At 46.6% G+C, this 18,988-nt stretch carries 17 protein-coding genes; 9 read left to right on the forward strand and 8 right to left on the reverse strand.

All coding sequences use genetic code 11. The annotated features are described in order from the left end of the window. Positions 1 to 31 precede the first annotated feature (31 nt). Positions 32 to 2,536 (forward strand): site-specific recombinase, encoded by a 2,505-nt coding sequence (locus AAEY83_RS02635; protein WP_025646608.1) that lies wholly within the window; start codon positions 32 to 34, stop codon positions 2,534 to 2,536. Between the two features lie 79 nt (positions 2,537 to 2,615). Here AAEY83_RS02635 and AAEY83_RS02640 read toward each other — a convergent pair whose 3' ends face one another. From AAEY83_RS02640 to pdxA, 3 genes are all read right to left on the reverse strand, one after another. Beyond that, positions 2,616 to 3,452, reverse strand: a complete 837-nt coding sequence (locus AAEY83_RS02640) for a symmetrical bis(5'-nucleosyl)-tetraphosphatase (protein ID WP_025646607.1) — start codon at positions 3,450 to 3,452, stop codon at positions 2,616 to 2,618. Between the two features lie 100 nt (positions 3,453 to 3,552). Continuing rightward, positions 3,553 to 4,422 (reverse strand): 16S rRNA (adenine(1518)-N(6)/adenine(1519)-N(6))-dimethyltransferase RsmA, encoded by an 870-nt coding sequence (rsmA, locus tag AAEY83_RS02645; RefSeq protein ID WP_025646606.1) that lies wholly within the window; start codon positions 4,420 to 4,422, stop codon positions 3,553 to 3,555. 148 nt (positions 4,423 to 4,570) lie between these two features. Further along, complete coding sequence (gene pdxA / locus AAEY83_RS02650) at positions 4,571 to 5,677, reverse strand: 4-hydroxythreonine-4-phosphate dehydrogenase PdxA (RefSeq protein ID WP_025646605.1); 1,107 nt, start codon at positions 5,675 to 5,677, stop codon at positions 4,571 to 4,573. A gap of 323 nt (positions 5,678 to 6,000) precedes the next feature. Between pdxA and dnaB the strand changes: the two genes are divergently transcribed. The 3 genes from dnaB (at position 6,001) to argF (ending at position 9,905) form a co-directional block, all read left to right on the forward strand. Continuing rightward, complete coding sequence (gene dnaB / locus AAEY83_RS02655) at positions 6,001 to 7,401, forward strand: replicative DNA helicase (protein ID WP_025646604.1); 1,401 nt, start codon at positions 6,001 to 6,003, stop codon at positions 7,399 to 7,401. A gap of 234 nt (positions 7,402 to 7,635) precedes the next feature. Continuing rightward, a complete protein-coding gene (gene alr / locus AAEY83_RS02660; RefSeq protein WP_025646603.1) occupies positions 7,636 to 8,799 on the forward strand; it encodes an alanine racemase in 1,164 nt (387 codons plus the stop codon). Between the two features lie 182 nt (positions 8,800 to 8,981). Then, positions 8,982 to 9,905 carry an ornithine carbamoyltransferase gene (gene argF, locus AAEY83_RS02665; RefSeq protein ID WP_025646602.1) on the forward strand — a complete coding sequence of 308 codons (924 nt, stop codon included), beginning with the start codon at positions 8,982 to 8,984 and terminating at the stop codon, positions 9,903 to 9,905. Positions 9,906 to 10,055: 150 nt separating this feature from the next. Here argF and rpiA read toward each other — a convergent pair whose 3' ends face one another. The 5 genes from rpiA to AAEY83_RS02690 form a co-directional block, all read right to left on the reverse strand. After that, complete coding sequence (gene rpiA / locus AAEY83_RS02670; protein WP_025646601.1) at positions 10,056 to 10,715, reverse strand: ribose-5-phosphate isomerase RpiA; 660 nt, start codon at positions 10,713 to 10,715, stop codon at positions 10,056 to 10,058. Between the two features lie 153 nt (positions 10,716 to 10,868). Next, the gene (locus AAEY83_RS02675; RefSeq protein WP_025646600.1) at positions 10,869 to 12,179 is read right to left on the reverse strand and encodes an arsenic transporter; all 1,311 of its coding nucleotides are present in this window, start codon (positions 12,177 to 12,179) and stop codon (positions 10,869 to 10,871) included. A gap of 106 nt (positions 12,180 to 12,285) precedes the next feature. Beyond that, a complete protein-coding gene (arsH, locus tag AAEY83_RS02680; RefSeq protein ID WP_025646599.1) occupies positions 12,286 to 13,044 on the reverse strand; it encodes an arsenical resistance protein ArsH in 759 nt (252 codons plus the stop codon). Next, positions 13,028 to 13,438 carry an arsenate reductase (glutaredoxin) gene (gene arsC / locus AAEY83_RS02685; RefSeq protein WP_025646598.1) on the reverse strand — a complete coding sequence of 137 codons (411 nt, stop codon included), beginning with the start codon at positions 13,436 to 13,438 and terminating at the stop codon, positions 13,028 to 13,030. Before arsC ends, arsH begins: the two co-directional genes overlap by 17 nt. 43 nt (positions 13,439 to 13,481) lie before the next feature. Next, entirely contained in the window at positions 13,482 to 13,844 is a 363-nt protein-coding gene (locus AAEY83_RS02690) for an ArsR/SmtB family transcription factor (protein ID WP_025646597.1), read from the reverse strand. A 211-nt stretch (positions 13,845 to 14,055) separates the two neighbouring features. Here AAEY83_RS02690 and ilvA point away from each other — a divergent pair, with 211 nt between their 5' ends. The 5 genes from ilvA (at position 14,056) to AAEY83_RS02715 (ending at position 18,921) form a co-directional block, all read left to right on the forward strand. After that, entirely contained in the window at positions 14,056 to 15,609 is a 1,554-nt protein-coding gene (gene ilvA / locus AAEY83_RS02695) for a threonine ammonia-lyase, biosynthetic (protein ID WP_025646596.1), read from the forward strand. Positions 15,610 to 15,696: 87 nt separating this feature from the next. After that, entirely contained in the window at positions 15,697 to 16,137 is a 441-nt protein-coding gene (locus tag AAEY83_RS02700) for an RNA-binding S4 domain-containing protein (RefSeq protein WP_025646595.1), read from the forward strand. 295 nt (positions 16,138 to 16,432) lie between these two features. Then, entirely contained in the window at positions 16,433 to 16,930 is a 498-nt protein-coding gene (locus tag AAEY83_RS02705) for a low molecular weight protein-tyrosine-phosphatase (RefSeq protein ID WP_025646594.1), read from the forward strand. A 97-nt stretch (positions 16,931 to 17,027) separates the two neighbouring features. Next, a complete protein-coding gene (murB, locus tag AAEY83_RS02710; protein WP_025646593.1) occupies positions 17,028 to 18,161 on the forward strand; it encodes a UDP-N-acetylmuramate dehydrogenase in 1,134 nt (377 codons plus the stop codon). Continuing rightward, the gene (locus AAEY83_RS02715; protein ID WP_025646592.1) at positions 18,151 to 18,921 is read left to right on the forward strand and encodes a YdcF family protein; all 771 of its coding nucleotides are present in this window, start codon (positions 18,151 to 18,153) and stop codon (positions 18,919 to 18,921) included. The genes murB and AAEY83_RS02715 overlap by 11 nt, the downstream gene beginning before the upstream one ends. Positions 18,922 to 18,988 lie beyond the last annotated feature (67 nt).

Consider the following 18,988-nt stretch of genomic DNA (forward strand, 5'->3'; position numbering starts at 1 on the left):
CCTACTCTATAAAAACAACTAAGGGTACCATGTGTCTGAAATAAAACGTATTTTACAGCAGATTACTGCTTTAAGTGATGTGCCAGAACCTTCGGTGCTCAAACGCTTAATCGATGAGCTGCGAGTCACTGACAAAGAGCCTGCGCTTGCCAATCAGAAGATACAGGCACTTATTGATATCTTGCAACAACATCCAGAATACGGAGATGGGCTTGCCAGCTTTGTGTTAAAGCTAATTACCGAATATCGTCAAATTACTTTGTATACCGATACCGGTATCATGTCAGATCAGGGGTTTTTTAGTAGTTTACGACGACTGATAGGACATCGTTTTCTACCTTTGCTGCCGCAAGAGGACTCTGTTGTCGAGCTGGTCAGCTATCTGTTTGACAAAAGCACTGATGAGCGCTGGCTTGCTCATATCGACAAAGACAAATGGGATACGCTAGTTGCCCTCCTGCAGATTAAAGAGGAGCATTTACACTTAGTCGCTACTGCCAAAAACAGCATACTAAACGCTATTATTATCCTCTCCTACCGAGTCAGCGGTATAGGTCTACACCCTGAGCTTATGGAGTCCTATCCACAAATACTGAACTATTCCGCCTCTTTTGTCGCACAAAATCAAGAAGCGGTACTATTTGTCAATCAGTACCGTCAAGCGCATGAGCTTGACACTTTAACTGATATCACCCCTGAAAAGGCGGTGGATGCTGCACCGTTGTTGGTTATGTTAGAGCAATGTGAAGAGGTGGTAGCGACCGTTCGTAAGCGTATCTATAAGACGGGTATCTCTATTCGCTTAACCAATATGATGATGCGCCTTGAGCAAAGCCTGCAGCGTATTCGTATCTTAACAGAGCTGGTTTCAGATGTAGACCATAAGCGTGACGGCGCTATCATTGAGCTGATTCAATCACTCATCAGTACCGCCAGTCGTCGTTATAGTATCGGCTATCTGATCGATAATAATACTAAGCTGCTCTCCAAAAAAGTCACCGAAAATGCCAGCCGCGTTGGTGAGCACTATATTAGCACTGACAAAGCCGGCTATAAAAAGATGTTCAAAAAGGCCTCTATCGGTGGTTTCTTTATTGCCTTTATGGCGACTTTGAAGATATCTGCTTATCACTTAGCCCTTGCCCCTATGGGCCGCGCCTTCGTCAATAGCATGATATATGGCTTAGGGTTTGTCTTTATCCACGTCGTCCATGGTACGGTGGCGACCAAACAACCAGCGATGACGGCAGCGGCTATCGCATCGACTATCTCTGATGGCTCCGGTAAAAAATCCCATCAGTTAACTAAGCTCTCTGAGTTGGTCGTCGATATTTTGCGCACGCAGTTTATCGCTATCATGGGTAACATCATGCTCGCCATGCCAGTCGCCCTGCTTATCTCTTTTGCTTGGTGGCAATACAGCGGTGTGCCGATGATCGATCCTGATAAAGCCGCCAGCTTACTGCATGATCTCGACCCCTTTCGCTCGCTTGCCCTGCCTCATGCTGCCATTGCTGGGGTGTATTTGTTCTTATCGGGGCTTATCGCTGGCTACTATGATAACTTGGCGGTTTATAACCATATAGGCGCGCGTATTCAGCGCCATAAGCTGCTAAAGTTTATCTTACCAAAATCTTGGCTCATGCGTTTGGGCGGCTTTGTAGAAGCCAATCTCGGCGCGATTATGGGCAACTTTTTATTTGGTGTATTCTTAGGCAGTACCGCGACGATAGGCTATATCTTTGGTCTACCTATTGATATTCGCCACATTGCCTTTGCCTCAGCCAACCTAGCTCATGGCCTGTTTAATTTACCCGCTGCTGATATGAGCTGGGGCTTAATTGCCATCTCGATTTTGGGAGTGGCCTTAATCGGTATTGTCAATTTGATGGTGAGCTTTTCGCTAGCGCTGTTTGTGGCCTTACGCTCAAAAGAGGTGCGCTTCTTTGGATGGAGTCGTCTTATACGACTGGTCTTTGGACATGTAATCAGCCATCCTTCTGACTTCTTTTGGCCCCGTCCTCAGCCGATGAGTTACGCTCGTATCGATAGACAAGGGCACATGATATTTGAAGACAGCTCGGCACAAAAAGGTAACCAAGCCCTACCAAGCAACTATGTAATAAGACGTCTATCTGATGTCAAAATATCACCAGAAGTGGTGCAATCGGTCGCGCAAGAAAATACCGATATTCATTACAACAACCCCGCCTCTGCTACGCAGGCAGACGTTACAAGAGCTTCAGTACAAAATAATACGCAAAATACAGCGCAGCACACTGGTGCTAATAACTCCAAAAAAGTTATCGATTTAGATGATGGGCTAAGAGATGAAGAGCTAAATAGCGTGCCTTATGCCAATGATATCCAATATGAGCAAATGACGAAGGCTTTAGATTCTGAAAACTTAGAATCAGAGACATCAGGGCCCAAAACCGTAACATCAAAGTCGGCAGCTCAATCTGATGAAAAAGCCGTTGGTAATGCGAAGTCGCCCTTGCCGAAACCTAAAAAGCCTCCCAAACTACCCAATTAATTAAGGTAGTTTGGACGGTTTAGCTCTAGACTGAAGACGGCAAATGAAGGTTAGACTATCTCTTTATATAGACGCTGTATTAAGGCTTAGGACAATGAGCGCTTGAGCTAATGACTTCACCATCGCTAAGTCGGTAGGTCAGTAGACAGTTACCCCAAACGCAGCCACCATCGAGCGCGCGAGCATACGGTAAGTCCACATCTCCCTTTAGGGCTGCCCAATGACCGAATAATATCTTACGCGTCCGTGGCACCTGCCATTCAAACCAAGGCATAAAATCATCGGGCATGGCCTCCTCTAAGCTTGCGGTAAAACTAAATTCTAAGCTGCCATCTTGCTGGCATAACCGCATGCGCGTAAAGTAATTACTAATAGCGCGTAATCTGGTATAGCCACTAATATCATCATGCCAAACGTCGGCTTTTTTGCTATATAAATTTGGTAGTAGCTTATCAAGAGTCTTTTTACTGCCTTGCAGCTGCGCTTCTAATTCTCTAGCATAGCCTGCCGCCTCATCAATACTCCAGTGCGGCGGAATACCCGCGTGCACTAGCACCGTTTGCGCGTTGGGATAAGTTAAGATCGGCTGATGACGCAGCCACTCTAATAACTCGTCGCAGTCCTTTGCGGCAAAGATAGGCGCGGTTTTATCTTTTTCCTTAAGTTTTGCCGCACCGCGCCATACCGCGATTAGATTGATATCGTGATTACCAAGCACGGTCGCAGCAGCGCCTTGCTCGCACAGCACCTTTACGTGTCGCAAAGTGTTTAGCGAATCCTCTCCGCGTGCTACTAAGTCTCCTGCAAACCATAACTTGTCTTGTTTTGGATCAAAATCTAAAGTCTTTAGTAATTGCTGAAAGGCTGCATAGCAACCTTGTAGGTCGCCTATGACATACTGATGACGAAAACTCATAAAACCTCAAGAGTTGATTATTATTGCTAAAACGAAAAGCTTAATTTTTCAAAGTAAGTCTTAAAGAGCTAAAAAACGCTAATACCCTACTTTGTTTTTATTACTCTGTAACCATTAAAGTGCCCGAGCGATTACTCAGGGTGACAAAGTCGCTAACACTTAAAGTCTCAGGCCGCGCTTGCGGATCTATAGCGCAAGCAGCAAAGTCATTTTCGTTTAGTGTGGGCAGTAAGGCTGATTGCTTAAAAATAGCACGTAGCGTTTTGCGGCGATGGTTAAAGGTTTCGCGAACGACGATAGCGAAATGATCTTCATCTTCAGCGACTACAGGCTTGGTAGTATGAGGCGTCAGACGAAAAACCGCGCTTGTGACTTTCGGCGGCGGATTAAACGCACCGCGCGGTACTGTCAGCAGATAGTCGGTCTCGCAGTGATACTGCATAATCACTGACAGACGGCCATAAGTTTTGCTACCGACATCTGCGGTAATACGTTCAACGACTTCTTTTTGCAGCATAAAATGCATATCTTCAATGACATCAGCAAACTCAAGCAAATGAAACAAAATTGGGGTAGAGATATTATAAGGTAGGTTGCCAACCACTCGCAGCTTGCCTTTCTCTTCGCTATACAACTCGCGATAGTCAACATCCATGGCATTGGCTTTAATAATCGTAAAGTTAGGATGGCTATTGGCACCTATGCGAATGCGTAAGCTATCTGCTAAGTCGCGATCAAGCTCCACTACGCTCATAGCATTGACTTCCGCGAGCAGCGGCTCAGTCAAAGCGCCCATACCAGGACCAATCTCAATCAAATTATCATCGCGCTCCAGACGGATGCTATCGACGATTTGGCGAATAACGCTAGTATCATGCAAGAAGTTTTGACCAAAGCGTTTACGCGGTTGGTGTTTGGCAGTGCGCAAACTGGCCGAGAGAGTTTTAGCATCGAACGACGGTTTTGACATAAAGGTTCTTTATATAAAATGAATAGATATACAGGGTTTGTGCAACAAAGCTGTATAAGCCTAAGCGCTTAACGTAATCAGAATTATAACATAGCTCATAATTAAGCTGCATTGGCTCTAGCGTTTATAGTGTGTGGCAGCCCTCAAGCTATAACGCTTCATTGGCCATATCGTTTGCCATCAATAAAGCTTGATACAGACTGTTGTCGTTAGCGCCGCCTTGCCCTGCTAGGTCAAGCGCGGTGCCATGATCGACAGAGGTGCGAATATAAGGCAAGCCCAAGGTTAAATTAACAGTATCGCCAAAGCCATGCGACTTAAGTACTGGCAAACCTTGATCATGATACATAGCGATGACCGCATCGCAGTTGTTTAAATGTCTAGTGGTAAACAGCGTATCAGCTGGCATCGCCTCAGAGATATCGACACTTGCATTGATAAACTCCTGCAATACTGGATTAATAATATTGATCTCCTCAAGCCCCAAATGCCCGCCCTCGCCTGCATGGGGATTCAGACCGCAAACTAAGAGACGCGGATTATTCATACCGAATTTTGTGTGCATATCATCGAGGACGATTTGTATTGTTTGCCGCACATTATCTGGAGTAATAGCATCAGCTACATCTCTGAGCGCCAGATGAGTGGTCACTAGCGCCACTTTCATGGCTTGATTAGCCAGCATCATTACCACTTTGTCGCAGCCACTTTGCTGCATAAAAAACTCAGTATGACCGCTGAACATAGTGCCATCAGGCAGTTTGATATCGGCATCTATTAGCGCAGACTTTTGCAGTGGTCCGGTGACGATAGCAGCGATTTGTGCGCTAGTGGCAAGCTTGTGCGCTAGAGTGAGTTGCTGCGCGACCATCGCGGAATTATTGGTGTCAATACGACCTGCCACTACCGGAGCATGACAAGGTATATTGATTAAGGTAAAGCCGCTATCATTCAGCTTATTTTGCGCGCCTTCTGACGCTATAGTTTTTTCACTGTCATCTTTATTATTATCAAAATCGTCTTCTAATATTTGCCAATCGACCACTTGCCATTTAGGATCGTTTTTTATTGTGCCGGCTTTGAGCAATCTATCAGCGCGCGCGCTCATCGCCTCGTGGTCAGCCGTGACCCAAATGGGCCGATCGAAATCCTGCAGTTTACCAGCATCAGCAAGCATCAATACGACATCCATGCCTATGCCAGCAGGCTCTCCGGTAGTAATGAGTAAGGGCCGCTTAGCTAATAGATCTTGCATATCAAACCATCCTTTTATTTATAACACTTATATTTATAGCATTGATTTTATTATTTTTTTTATTACATCCTCTTAGTCTTTACCTAAATCACAAAAGCCAATGAAACAGTGAGTAGCGACTGAGCAAGATAAAGATACTTAACGATTATGGCTAAAAAAAGGGCATAATGTGTTAAACTTCGCTGTTAATTGTAGCATCAATACGCTGAGTTTTATTTTGCGTTTTAGAAGTCTCAGCACTCCTCACTTATCAATAATTGGCTTCAAACCTATAGTAGTTATTGCATCATTTTGTATTGTTTTTACTTTAATATTAGGCGCTCATGGCATATAACGACAAAACCGACGACTTACTCAATCAGCAGCCCCCGCACAATATCGATATCGAAAAGGCTTTGCTGGCCTCTTTGATGAGTATTGAAGAGGCGTACGACAAGATTGCCGATATTGTTACCAAGGACGATTTTTATGCTGGCCGTCATCAGCATATTTTCGCGGCTATTGCGCACTTGGCGGCAGTGAACGAGCCTTATGATACGGTGATGGTACATGATTGGTTAGAGGCGCAAAAGCTTCTTAAGAGCGCCGGCGGCGATAGCTATCTAGCGGATATTCTGAGCCAAAGCCCAGCGACTCTATTTAACCTGACCGCTTACGCCCAGCGGGTTCGCGAGCTGTCGACGCTACGCCAACTCATTACTGCTAGTAACGATATGCTCAGCCTCGCTTATAACCCCAAAGATCAGTCGGTCAGCGATATCTTAGACAGTGTTGAGGCGACTATCTTTAGTATTAACGAGCAGCATAATAAACGCGCCGAACAGCGCGGCCCTGTCGGTATCACCTCGGTACTGACCAATGTCATCGACCAAATACAAGAGCTCAAATCCAACCCTGATGGCATGATAGGCCTACAAACGCCTTTTACTGAGCTGAATAATAAAACCCAAGGCTTGCAAGCAGGTGATCTAGTTATTGTCGCGGCGCGCCCCTCTATGGGTAAAACGACTTTTGCGATGAATCTGGCGGAAGGTATCTTATTTAATGAGGAGTTACCCGTTGTGGTCTTCTCGATGGAGATGCCCGCTGAGTCTATCGTTATGCGTCTGCTGTCTTCTTGGGGCGCGATTAACCAGACACATTTGCGCTCAGGGCAGATGAATGAAGATGAATGGGCGAAGATGATGAACGCCATACAGCATCTACAATCCAAGCATCTGTATATCGATGACAGTACGGCGCTACCCCCATCCGAGCTGCGCTCACGCTGCCGCCGTATCGCCAAAAACCATGATGGTAAAATTGGCGCGGTTATCGTCGATTATCTGCAGCTGATGAAAGTTCCTAGCCTCGATGGCAACCGTGTGGGCGAGATCTCCGAGATCTCACGTAGTCTAAAGGCGCTTGCCCGTGAGCTTGAATGTCCAGTTATTGCGCTCTCGCAGCTCAACCGCAGTCTTGAGAATCGCCCTAATAAGCGCCCGATCATGTCTGATCTTCGTGAATCTGGTGCTATTGAGCAGGATGCGGATTTGATTATGTTTATCTATCGCGATGAGGTCTATAATGAAAACTCAGACCATAAAGGCGTCGGCGAAGTCATCATCGGTAAGCAGCGTAACGGCCCTATCGGTACGATACGCCTAGCTTTTGAGGGACAATTTACCCGCTTTACTAACTTAACCCCTGAATACTATCAAGGCGCGACTTTTGATGATGAGTAATGCTTGCTATTTACCTGTCCCGCGGCTTTGAACTCACTTAAAAACTTATATAATCAATTCACTTTACAACCGATACGATGCTACTAGGATGATTTTTCGTAGCCTCTGCAGTGCAAAGCGCACATTAAGCAAAGAAAAACTGGTACCAGTAGCACGATGATACTATCGTATCTATTTTATTTTCGATTGAATATAACCTAAAACCCGCCAAAATTTTGCTAAAAGAAATCTATTATGCGTACCGCTACCGTCACTATCGATCCTCTTGCCCTCACTCACAACTTGATGCAAGCCAAACGCTTAGCGCCTAAATCAAGGGTACTAGCGATGGTCAAGGCCAATGCCTATGGTCACGGCGTCGCTATGATATTACCAGCCTTGCAGCAAGCGGATGGTATTGGGGTCGCAAGCTTTACCGAGGCGCTTGAGGCGCGGCAGTTGGGCTGGGATAAAGGCATTGGTTTAGTCGAAGGGGTATTCAGCGCAGATGAATGGCAACAAGCTATCGACTATGATTGCAGCTGCGTGATTCATCATCAGCCGCAGCTTGATTGGGCGCTCGCGAATATCCCAAGCTCTGATAGTGCGACGCGAATAGTTTGGCTTAAATATAATACCGGTATGAACCGTTTGGGTTTTGATTATCAGCAGACAATTGAAGCGGCAAAGCAGCTACATCAAGCTGGTTATCAGCTTATTTTAACCACGCATTTTGCCAACGCTGATGATCGCAAACATCCGTTAAATGCGCTACAGATTCAGCGCTTTGATGAGATGCTAGCACTATTAAAAAAGACAGTTAGCGAAGATATCCAAGGTTCGCTATGTAATTCAGCAGGACTCGTGAACTTCCCTGAACACCACTATGATTGGGTACGCCCCGGTATCATGCTCTATGGTAGCTCGCCCGTCATTGATAAGTCAGCGTCCGAGTTAAATTTAAAACCGGCGATGGAATTTAGCGCTCAAATTATGGCGTTATCTACGGTCAATACAGGTGAGGCTATTGGTTATGGCAGTCGCTGGATTGCGGATAAGCCCACTAGAACGGCACTCGTCAGCATAGGTTATGGTGATGGCTATCCTCGCGTAGTAAATGACGAGACGCACGTTTGCGTACTGGTTAAAAGTAAAACAGAAGACTCAGAAAAAAGCGATCAAAGTGATCAAAGTGATCAAGGCTATACAAGCTATCTTTGCCCGGTGCGCGGACGCGTAGCGATGGATATGATCGTTGTCGATGTCAGCGCTCTGCCCGAAGCTTTACCACTAGATAGTAAGGTGGTCCTTTGGGGTAATGCGCCACATGTCGATGACGTCGCCGCCCAAGCAGGCACTATCGGTTATGAGCTTCTTTGCCGCTTAAGCGCAAGGCCTGCGCGTGTGCAAACCATATAATCTGTCTGATCTTTAAGCCTAGTCTATTATTCGAAATCTGCAAAAATTGGGCATTTACATTAAAGGTAATTACGCTATACTAAAAGTTTGTTATCTCCGCGGTCAGTGTGCTGAGGCACAACTACCAACACCGGCTGATAGCCCACCATTATAATTGACCGTGATCGACTGCTAGGACTGCTATGAGCTTGCGCCATTTTTTGACTTTATCTGATTTAAGCAAACAAGAACTAGAAACCTTAATCAAACGAGCCAGCGAGCTGCGTAAAATGCAACACGCAGGTGAGATTTATCAGCCTTTTGTGGGCCGGACGCTTGGCATGATATTTGAGAAGTCCTCTACCCGTACGCGTATTTCGTTTGAGACCGGTATGGGACAATTTGGCGGCAGTGCGATTTTTTTATCACCAAATGACACGCAGCTTGGTCGCGGCGAGCCTTTAGAGGACTCAGCCCGCGTCATCTCGAGCATGGTCGATATCATAATGATTCGCACCTTTGGTCACGAAAAAGTCGAAACCTTTGCTAAATACTCTAGTGTGCCGATTATCAACGCTTTGACGGACGACTTTCACCCCTGTCAGCTCCTCGCTGATATGCAAACCTTCTATGAGCATCGCGGCAGTATCGAGAACAAGACCGTCACTTGGGTCGGCGATGGTAATAATATGTGCGCCTCCTTTATGCAAGCGGCGAGTCAGTTCGGCTTTGAGCTACGCGTGGCCGCGCCTTATGGCTTTGAGCCTGATCCTAAGCTGATGGAGCGTTTCTCGCATTGCGTCAGCTTAGTCGAAGATGTGCAAGATGCGGCAAAAGACTCGCACCTTATCGTCACTGACGTCTGGGCCAGTATGGGTCAAGAGTCTGAGCAAAATACACGCGCGCGCCGCTTTGCACCCTATCAAGTGACGCCATCGCTATTAGATAAAGCTGATCCAGATGTTGTCTTTATGCACTGCTTGCCTGCGCACCGCGGCGAAGAAATCTCTCACGACATGCTTGATGATCCGCGCTCCGTGGTCTGGGACGAAGCCGAAAACCGCTTACATGCGCAAAAGGCCTTGATGGAGTTTTTGCTCAAGGATAAGATTAAACTATCGGTTTAACTGATGGATAATCGATTTGTTTAAAAGCACATATTTTTAAAACAGATAGCAAAAAAGGCAGATTACTTATAGTAGTCTGCCTTTTCTTAGTTTTAAGTTTTAAGTTCTAGCTTCAAGCGTTAAAAGCTAAACGATAAATAATGACGCTTATTAACGCGTTATCGTTTCAACCCCATTACTACTCGCCTTTAGCAAAACATCGGCTTGATTGGCGGCAAAGATACCATTACAGACCACACCCACGATATTATTTAGCTCTTTTTCAAGCGCTATAGGATTGCTGACATCTAGGTCATAAGTGTCGAGAATGACATTGCCATAATCAGTGACAAAGTCCTCACGGTAGACTGGCTCACCGCCCATTTGTGCTAGCTGACGTGCCACATAGGAGCGCGCTTGCGGCAAGACTTCGATCGGTACAGGAAACGATCGGCCTAGTATATCGACACTCTTACTCTCATCAACCATACAGACAAACTTATTGGACGCTGCAGCGACGATTTTTTCACGCGTCAGCGCGCCGCCGCCGCCTTTGATGAGTTGCAGATGGGCATTAACTTCATCAGCACCATCTATATAGACATCAAGCTGGCCGGCAAAGTTTAGATCGACAATCTCGATACCCAAAGCACGCAATTTGTCTTCTGTCACCTGTGAGCTGGCAACGGCACCAGCAAGCTTGACCTGCGGCAATAGCTCAATCAAGCAGTTCACCGTACTACCTGTCCCTACGCCAAGTATCATGTCATCTTCGATATAACTTAGAGCAGCTTGGGCTGCGGCTTGCTTTTGTGCTTGCTGATCACTCATCATAAATCCTTGACAGAATAAACGTACCGTCTTAAAAGTTAAAAAGTTAAAATGCGCGGCTATTATAACCGATGACTTCGATATATGTCAGCGTAAAACCAATTCTAATAATGAGGTCTTCCACCTGGAATTGATAACCCATATAAATGCCTTTTAAATCCCAGAGACATGAGGCAACCAAAACACCAAAGCTAGTAGCGTCGCTAATAATACTGGCGGCGTAATAAGCAGGCCGATTTTCATATACTGCCCCCAGCTAATTTTATAGTCCTTTTCTGCTAAGACATGTAGCCATAATAAGGTCGCAAGGCTACCAATGGGCGTAAACTTCGGCCCCAGATCATTGCCAATCACATTGGCATAAATCATCAGCTCACGAGTCGCTGCGGGTACTTGCGCGCTATCGATAGCCAGCGCGCCTACCAAGGTAGATGGCATGTTATTCATAATAGAAGCCACAATCGCTGAAAGAAATCCTGTGCCTACTGTGGCGATGATATTGCCTTGCTGCCCTAGCCAGTTGAGTATTTGAGCACCATAAGCCGTCAGTCCTGCGTTACCCAAGCCATACACCACCAAATACATACCGATTGAAAACAAGACGATTTGCCAAGGCGCTTTACGTACGACGTCAGATACAGAAACAACCGCATCTCGCCCGCCCTGCCACCAGCGACCTGCAATTGCCATCAGCACCAGCGCAGCAGCGCCAGTCACGAAGGAGATAGGAATACCTAATGATTCAGTGGCAAAATAAGCAACAAGTAATAGTCCCAGTAGCGGAAAGGCGGCTTTAAACACCAGCGGATCTTCGATAGCGGATGCAGGTGCGCTAAGATTGGCAATGGAATATTGTGTTGGAATTTGGCGCGCATAGACTACCCACAGCACTGCTAATGTCGCGATGACAGAGACAATATTGACTGGCACCATGACCGCCGCATAACGTCCAAAGCTGATATCAAAATAATTGGCGCTGACGATATTAACCAGATTAGAAGTCACTAACGGCAAACTTGCGGTATCAGCGATAAAGCCCGTCGCTATGATAAAAGCCAATGCCGATGGCGGTGAAAACTTAAGCCGGAGCAAGATAGCGATGACAATCGGTGTTAGAAGTAATGCAGCGCCATCATTGGCAAAAAACGCGGAGATAAACGCGCCCAATATCACAATCATGGGAAACAACAACCGTCCCTGCCCATTGCCCAGTCTCGCCACATGTAGCGCCGCCCAACCAAAAAATCCCGCCCTATCTAAGATAAGCGAGATGATAATTAGCGCCACGAAGGTAAAGGTAGCATCCCAAACGATGTCCCATACAATACCGACATCGGATAACTGCACCACACCAAAAGCCAAGGCGACCAAGGCTCCTCCCAGCGCGCTCCAACCAATGCCCAAACCTTTAGGCTGCCATATCACCAAAACCAAAGTCACGATAAAGATAATGAATGCAAGCATGGTACAACCTTATTTGAGCTGGCTTTTTTAACCGAATTGGTTTAACCGGCTTGTTTTAACCGATTTTGTTGAGCTATTTGGTTTAGCCGATTGAATCTACAAAAGACTAAATCGACTTTTGATTGACACGTTGCGACACTGCTTCGGCACTTTCCACCCGCTCAGAGTATCTATCAGTCAGATAGGCCGAGCGTCCACGAGTGAGCCACGTAAACTTCACTAGCTCCTCACAGACATCAACGAGACGCAGATATAAAGGCGACTTATCCATACGATTGTCATCATTAAACTCTAAAAAAGCCTTTGGAATCGATGATTGATTGGGGATAGTAATCATGCGCATCCAGCGCCCCAGAATGCGCAGCTGATTGACGGTATTAAAGCTTTGACTGCCACCGCTCACTTGCATCACTGCCAAGGTTTTGCCTTGAGTGGGGCGTACGCCGCCCAGTGCAAGCGGTATCCAATCAATTTGTGCTTTCATAATGCTGGTGATGCTGCCGTGACGCTCTGGACTCACCCACAGCATGCCCTCTGACCACTGCGCCAGCTCGCGCAGCTCTTGCACCTTTGGGTGATTGCTGTCAGCCTCATCAGGCAGCGGCAACCCCGACGGATTAAACATCCGCACCTCGCAGCCATACCAACGCAGCAGCCGACTTGCCTCCTCAGCCGCTAATCTAGAAAATGAGCGCTCACGTAATGACCCGTATAGGACGAGTATCTTAGGTGGATGACGTGGGTCATTTGGTGCAATCAATGACTCAATATCAATCGGTTGTAATTGACTGGCATCAATATTAGGCAGGTCATCTAACTTTAACGACCCCTCTGTGTGAGGCTGATTATTATTGGCTATTGTCATGATAAATCGTCTCGCCGTCTTCTTTAGTAAAGCTGCTCACCGGATTTTCTAACAATGCAAACACTCGCTCTGAAGGTCGGCATAACGCTGCGCCCTTATCCGTGACCACGATAGGACGATTGATTAAGATAGGGTGCGCGATCATCGCATCGATAATATGGTCATCAGATAGCTCAGGATTGTCTAAGCCCAGCTCATCATTGATGGCTTCTTTGCTACGTAATAACTCTCTTGGCGAGATATTCATCTTTGCCAATAGGTCAACCAACTCGTCACGGCTCGGCGGGTTTTTTAGATACTCCACCACTTCTGGCTGCTCACCTGATGCCTTTATGATGGCAAGCGTATTGCGAGAGGTACCGCAGTTGGGATTGTGAAAAATCAAGGGTTTCATAGCGATTTCACCTATTTTTTGAATCTAGTTATTAGGGTGTGCTTTACAGACTGTCTTTTTTATCAGATTTGGCAGCCTCACAGCCGCTTAAGCTATCTATGAGCGAAGCACACAGCTCTGAATGCCCTGCGCAGCAGTCCTGCAATAAAAACTGCACGACCGCCTCCATATGCGACAACGACGCGCGATAGATAATTTGCCGACTTTGGCGTTTTGACACTACCCACCCTGCTCGCGCCAGTACTGATAGATGCGCGGACATGGTGTTATGCGGCACACATAGCTGACGGGCTATTTCACCTGCAGGTAGGCCGTCTGGCTCTTGACTGACCAGTAACTTAAAGGCTTTTAGACGCGTGTCTTGAGACAGTGCGGCAAAGCTTGCGATAGCGTTAGTTATTTCCATATGTCCAATAATACAGACATATCAAAATAATTCAATACTTTTAAATTCATCATCCTATAAGAAGACTGTTTTTTACTCAAAAACCATTAAGGCAGTAAAACTGCTATAAAAACTGCAATTGTGTCTTGCAAGATAGGCAAAATCAGCATAGGCTAATCTATTTAAATTTTTTGTCTCCATTTGCTTTTTTAACTCTCTTTTAGGAATTATTATGCTGTCACATTGGGTACGCGCCATCTTGCAAGCCACCGTCTATGACGTTGCTATTCAAACGCCACTAGAAGCGGCTCCCAAGCTGACCCAACGTTTTGCTAATGATATTCGCTTTAAACGCGAAGACCTGCAGCCTGTCAAGTCCTTTAAATTGCGCGGTGCTTATAATCGCATTAGCCAGCTGTCCGATGAGCAAAAAGCTCGCGGCGTCATTTGTGCCTCAGCAGGCAACCACGCGCAAGGCGTGGCTTATTCTGCACGCAAGCTTATGCTTAATAACATCATCGTCATGCCTACCACCACACCCGATATCAAAGTTGCGGCTGTACGCGCCTTAGGTGGTAATGTCGATCTGCACGGCGACAGCTTTGATGAAGCTAACCGCTATGCGATCAACCGCGCCAAGACTGAGGGCCTGACCTTTATCCCGCCTTATGATGATGAGTTGGTCATTGCCGGTCAAGGTACCATCGGGCTTGAGCTCACCCAGCAGTGGCGCAACATGGATTATGTGTTTGTGGCGGTTGGCGGCGGCGGCCTCATCTCAGGGGTTGCCGCATTTTTAGGCGAAGTTGCGCCGCATGTCAAAGTCATCGCTGTAGAAGCGGAACAATCAGCCTCGCTTAAAGCTGCTCTTGAAGCCAATGAGCGCGTTAAGCTTGAGCAAGTCGGTCTGTTTGTCGATGGTGTGGCTGTGGCGCAAATCGGTGAGCTGCCTTTTGATGTGGTGCGCACGCAAAAAAGCGATGGCTCCGGGCCTATCGTCGAACCAGAAGTGGTGACTTGTACTAACGATGAAGTCTGCGCAGCGGTCAAAGATGTGTTTGAAGAAAACCGCAGTATCGTTGAACCAGCGGGTGCCCTGTCGGTCGCTGGTATGAAAAAATATATCAAAGCGCATGACTTGCAAGGTAAAAACTGCGTCGGCATCATCTGCGGCGCTAACATGAACTTTGACCGCCTGCGTTATATCGCTGAGCGCACCGAAATCGGCGAGAAAAAAGAAGCCATCTTTGGCGTGACCATTCCTGAGCAGACTGGCGCTTTCTTAAACTTCTGCCGTAGCCTACATGGACGTAATATTACTGAATTCAACTACCGCGCCGATAGTCGAAAATCACCAGACTCGATGGAGCCTGCCTCAATCTTCGTCGGTATCGCCCTAAAAGAGGGCGAAAAAGAGCGACACACCATCAGCAAACAGCTGGCAGATGATGGCTATACCGCTCACGATTTGACCGACGACGACATCGCCAAATCACACATCCGCCATCTTATCGGTGGCCATGCTCATGTCGAAAACGAGCAGCTACTAAAAGTGGTCTTTCCCGAGCGTCCTGGCGCGTTGCTGACTTTCTTAGAAAAACTTGGCGATGATTTTAATATCACCTTGTTCCATTATCGCAATCATGGCGCCGCTGAAGGTCGCGTGTTGGTTGGCCTACAAGCCTCGATGAGCAACTCGCGTCAATTGCAAGATGCGCTACTTGATATCGGCTATGACTGTACTATGCTCAATGATAATGTCGCTTATCAGCTGTTTTTAAAATAGCGGTTTTTATAAGAGACCGAGCGCTCTTTTAATTTATAAAAAAAACACCATTTACTATCATAGTTTATTGATATTAATGAGGTTTTGATGCGTAAACATAACAAAAACCATAACCGGCCTAGCCATAGCCAACCTGAAGCGGTACGTATGCGTATTGATAAATGGCTATGGGCGGCGCGCTTTTATCGGACACGTACGCTCGCCAAAGAAGCGATTGAGAGCGGGCGTGTGCATTATGCTGGTAGCCGAGTCAAAACCAGCAAAGAGATTGCCGTTGGTGATGAGCTACAGATTCGGCAGGGATCCGCGACAGCAATGACTGAAAAAACGGTCATCGTTGAAGCCCTAAGCGCCCAGCGCGGTAACGCCTCTGCTGCGCAAATGCTCTATTCAGAGACGGATGAAAGCACTGAGCGCCGCGCCTATTATGCTGAGCAGCGTAAACTGGCCAATTTAGCGCGTCCTGATAATAAGCCTAATAAAAAGCAGCGCCGAGAGTTGCAGCGGTTTAAAGACAAACAAGACTAAATCAGCTTTTAATAACGTCTGTAACCACTGATACTTTAGCACTACAGCCCTTATTATTACTAGCGTTTATCTCTTCGCTCTTCTTGCCTTTGTCATCATTTATCGTTACGCTAGTGGCTATTTTATAACAGTGTGATTGATCGTTACGTTTTTACTTAAACACATTGTTGCTCAGTCATAGCACTGTGCCATAATTCGTTTTATATTGAAAGTAGACGCCAGCTGCTCTTTTTAGGGGAGCTTGCGCGCTATAGAGTCAATACATAATCAATATGCTGATAAAAAAGGTTATTTTATGCCAATTAAAGCCTCTGCCCCCTCGTCTGTACTCTTGGTTTGTTTGGGTAATATTTGCCGCTCGCCTACCGCTGAAGAGATTTTTCGTCAACAGGCTGCTATAGCTGGTCTAGATATCAAGATAGACTCAGCCGGAACCGGCGATTGGCATATTGGTCACGCTCCTGATACGCGCGCGCAGCGTCATGCCAAACTCAACGGCTATAACATTAGTAAATTAGTGGCTCGGCAAGTGACTGCCGATGATTTTCGGAATTTTGACTTAATTTTGGCTATGGACACTCAAAATCTAGCGGATTTGCAAGCAATAAAGGACGGGATAGATGAGCCTGAAGAGACCTTAGCAAAACTGGCTTTGTTTAGTGAAGAAGATCCTACTTATGGCGGTGATGATGTGCCTGATCCTTATCAAGGCGAAAGCGAAGCGTTCGAGGACGTTATCGAACGTATTGAATCGAGTACGCAAGCTTGGATTGAGAGCTGGAAGACGAATTAAGGAGCTTATATAATACTCCTCCCTTGATTGTTTGGTTTACTGAAGATTTTTCGCATTTACTTTTATATCATTCTTTATTAGTCGCATAGGACTATTTATGGCCTCAGTTTTACCACCTCGCTCAAGCGTTAGTGCGAATGACTTAAGCTTCTCCCATAATCTAGCACACGATTTGTCACATGCTAATACTATGGCGTTAGCTTGCGTAGCGGACAAAGCGGTGACTATCACTGAAGAGTCTCAACTAGATGCGTTTATGGCGGAATTTAATAAACGAGATGACGGTCAGCTACCTTTATTTGTTCTGTCAGGCGGTAGTAACGTCTTACTCCCCGCGCAGCTGCACGCTATTGTGCTACGTCCCTTTATGCGCGGTATTGAGGTCACCAATCAGACCGCAGAATATGTCGATATCGAAGTGATGGCAGGAGAAAACTGGCATGAGTTAGTCACTTATACCGTCGCTCAAGGCTGGTACGGCTTAGAGAATTTAGCCCTTATTCCAGGCTTAACCGGCGCCGCTCCGGTCCAAAATATCGGCGCTTATGGGGTACAATTAGAAGACTACTTACAATCAGTGCGAGCTTATCATTTGCCTACGCAAACTTGGCATGACTTGTCCATTGGCGACTGTCAGTTTGGCTACCGTGACAGCCTGTTTAAACGCAGCCCTAATACTTGGCTCATCAGCCGAGTGAGCCTGCGTTTGCATACCGATCCGGCGCGAGTCGCTGTTAATTATGGTGATGTGAAATTGGTAGCACAGCGCTATGCTGAGCAGCATAACCGGTCTCAACCTGCGCCTAGCGATGTGATGCAGGCCATTATCCATATTCGTCAGCAAAAAATCCCAGATCCTAAGCAGCTGCCCAATTGCGGCAGCTTCTTTCAAAACCCGATCATCGATCAAGATCAGTTCGACGATTTGCAAAGCCGATATCCTGATATCGTTGGCTACCCGATGCCAGAGCAAAAGGTCAAAGTAGCTGCCGGTTGGCTGATCGAGCATGCTGGGCTAAAAGGCGGCGGCATTGCGCCTATTCTCACTCATCAGCGGCAAGCTTTAGTCTTAACCAATCACCAGCCCTACCAAGCGAGGCAAATAGATGTCGCAAAATCCCAAGAGTTTATTGGTAGCCAAGTCTATGATAAGTTTAAGGTCGCTCTAACCCGCGAACCTATTTGGGTCAATACTAACGCTAGTATTGGACAAAGTGGCCATGCCGACTAAACGACCATTGTCAAAACGTTTATGGCGTTATTATCTGCGCGCAGCTGAGCGTATGGTCAAAGTGTTTCGTATTATTAATATCACCTTTTTAGTGGGTTCTACTGCTGTTGTCTTAGTACTCATTAGCTTATTTACGCCGCTATTTTCGCAAGCCGTGGTCTACGTGCTGACGCGCCTGCCTCTCCCTAATACGGCCTCGTCGGCCATAAGCTCGCCGCCAACCGCTTATGTGGTACTAGGCGGCGGCTTGACCAATGATAATAATAATCAAATTGTTCTCAATAGCTACAGCCTGAACCGGGCACAGACTGCGGCAGCTGCGTATCATGATCTGCCCTTACCCATCGTGCTTAGTGGCGCAGAAGCCCCTTGGCTTGGCCAATGGCTACTTGAGCATGGTATCGATGGTTTGATTAGCGAAAATGCCAGTATGAATACTTGCGAAAACGCACGTTTTACCGCGAAACGTGTGCCTTTGCATCATGTTTATTTAATCACTGATCGTTATCACATGCCGCGTGCGCGCAGGCAGTTTGCTCTAAATGGTATTAAAAGTACTGCTCTCAATGCTCCGTTGCCGGTTAAGCGAGATTGGATGGAGCCGGCGCAAAACTTGACCCATTCAAGGCGTGCAGTCTATGAGATTGCCGCCTACTTACGCGATATCATTCGCCCGCAGAATAACTGCCGTGACGCTAAAGAGGTAAGCACAGAGCAGCTATTAACCCCAAGAGGCAAAGCGCAAAAAACCAATGAGTAGCGATAACAGATTTTTCGCCTGTGCCTTTCTCCTAATTGAGTCTTATTAAGCGTATAATAACCGCTGA

Origin of the sequence: Psychrobacter sp. TB20-MNA-CIBAN-0197, assembly GCF_040309765.1 — a bacterium.
GTDB lineage: Bacteria > Pseudomonadota > Gammaproteobacteria > Pseudomonadales > Moraxellaceae > Psychrobacter > Psychrobacter submarinus.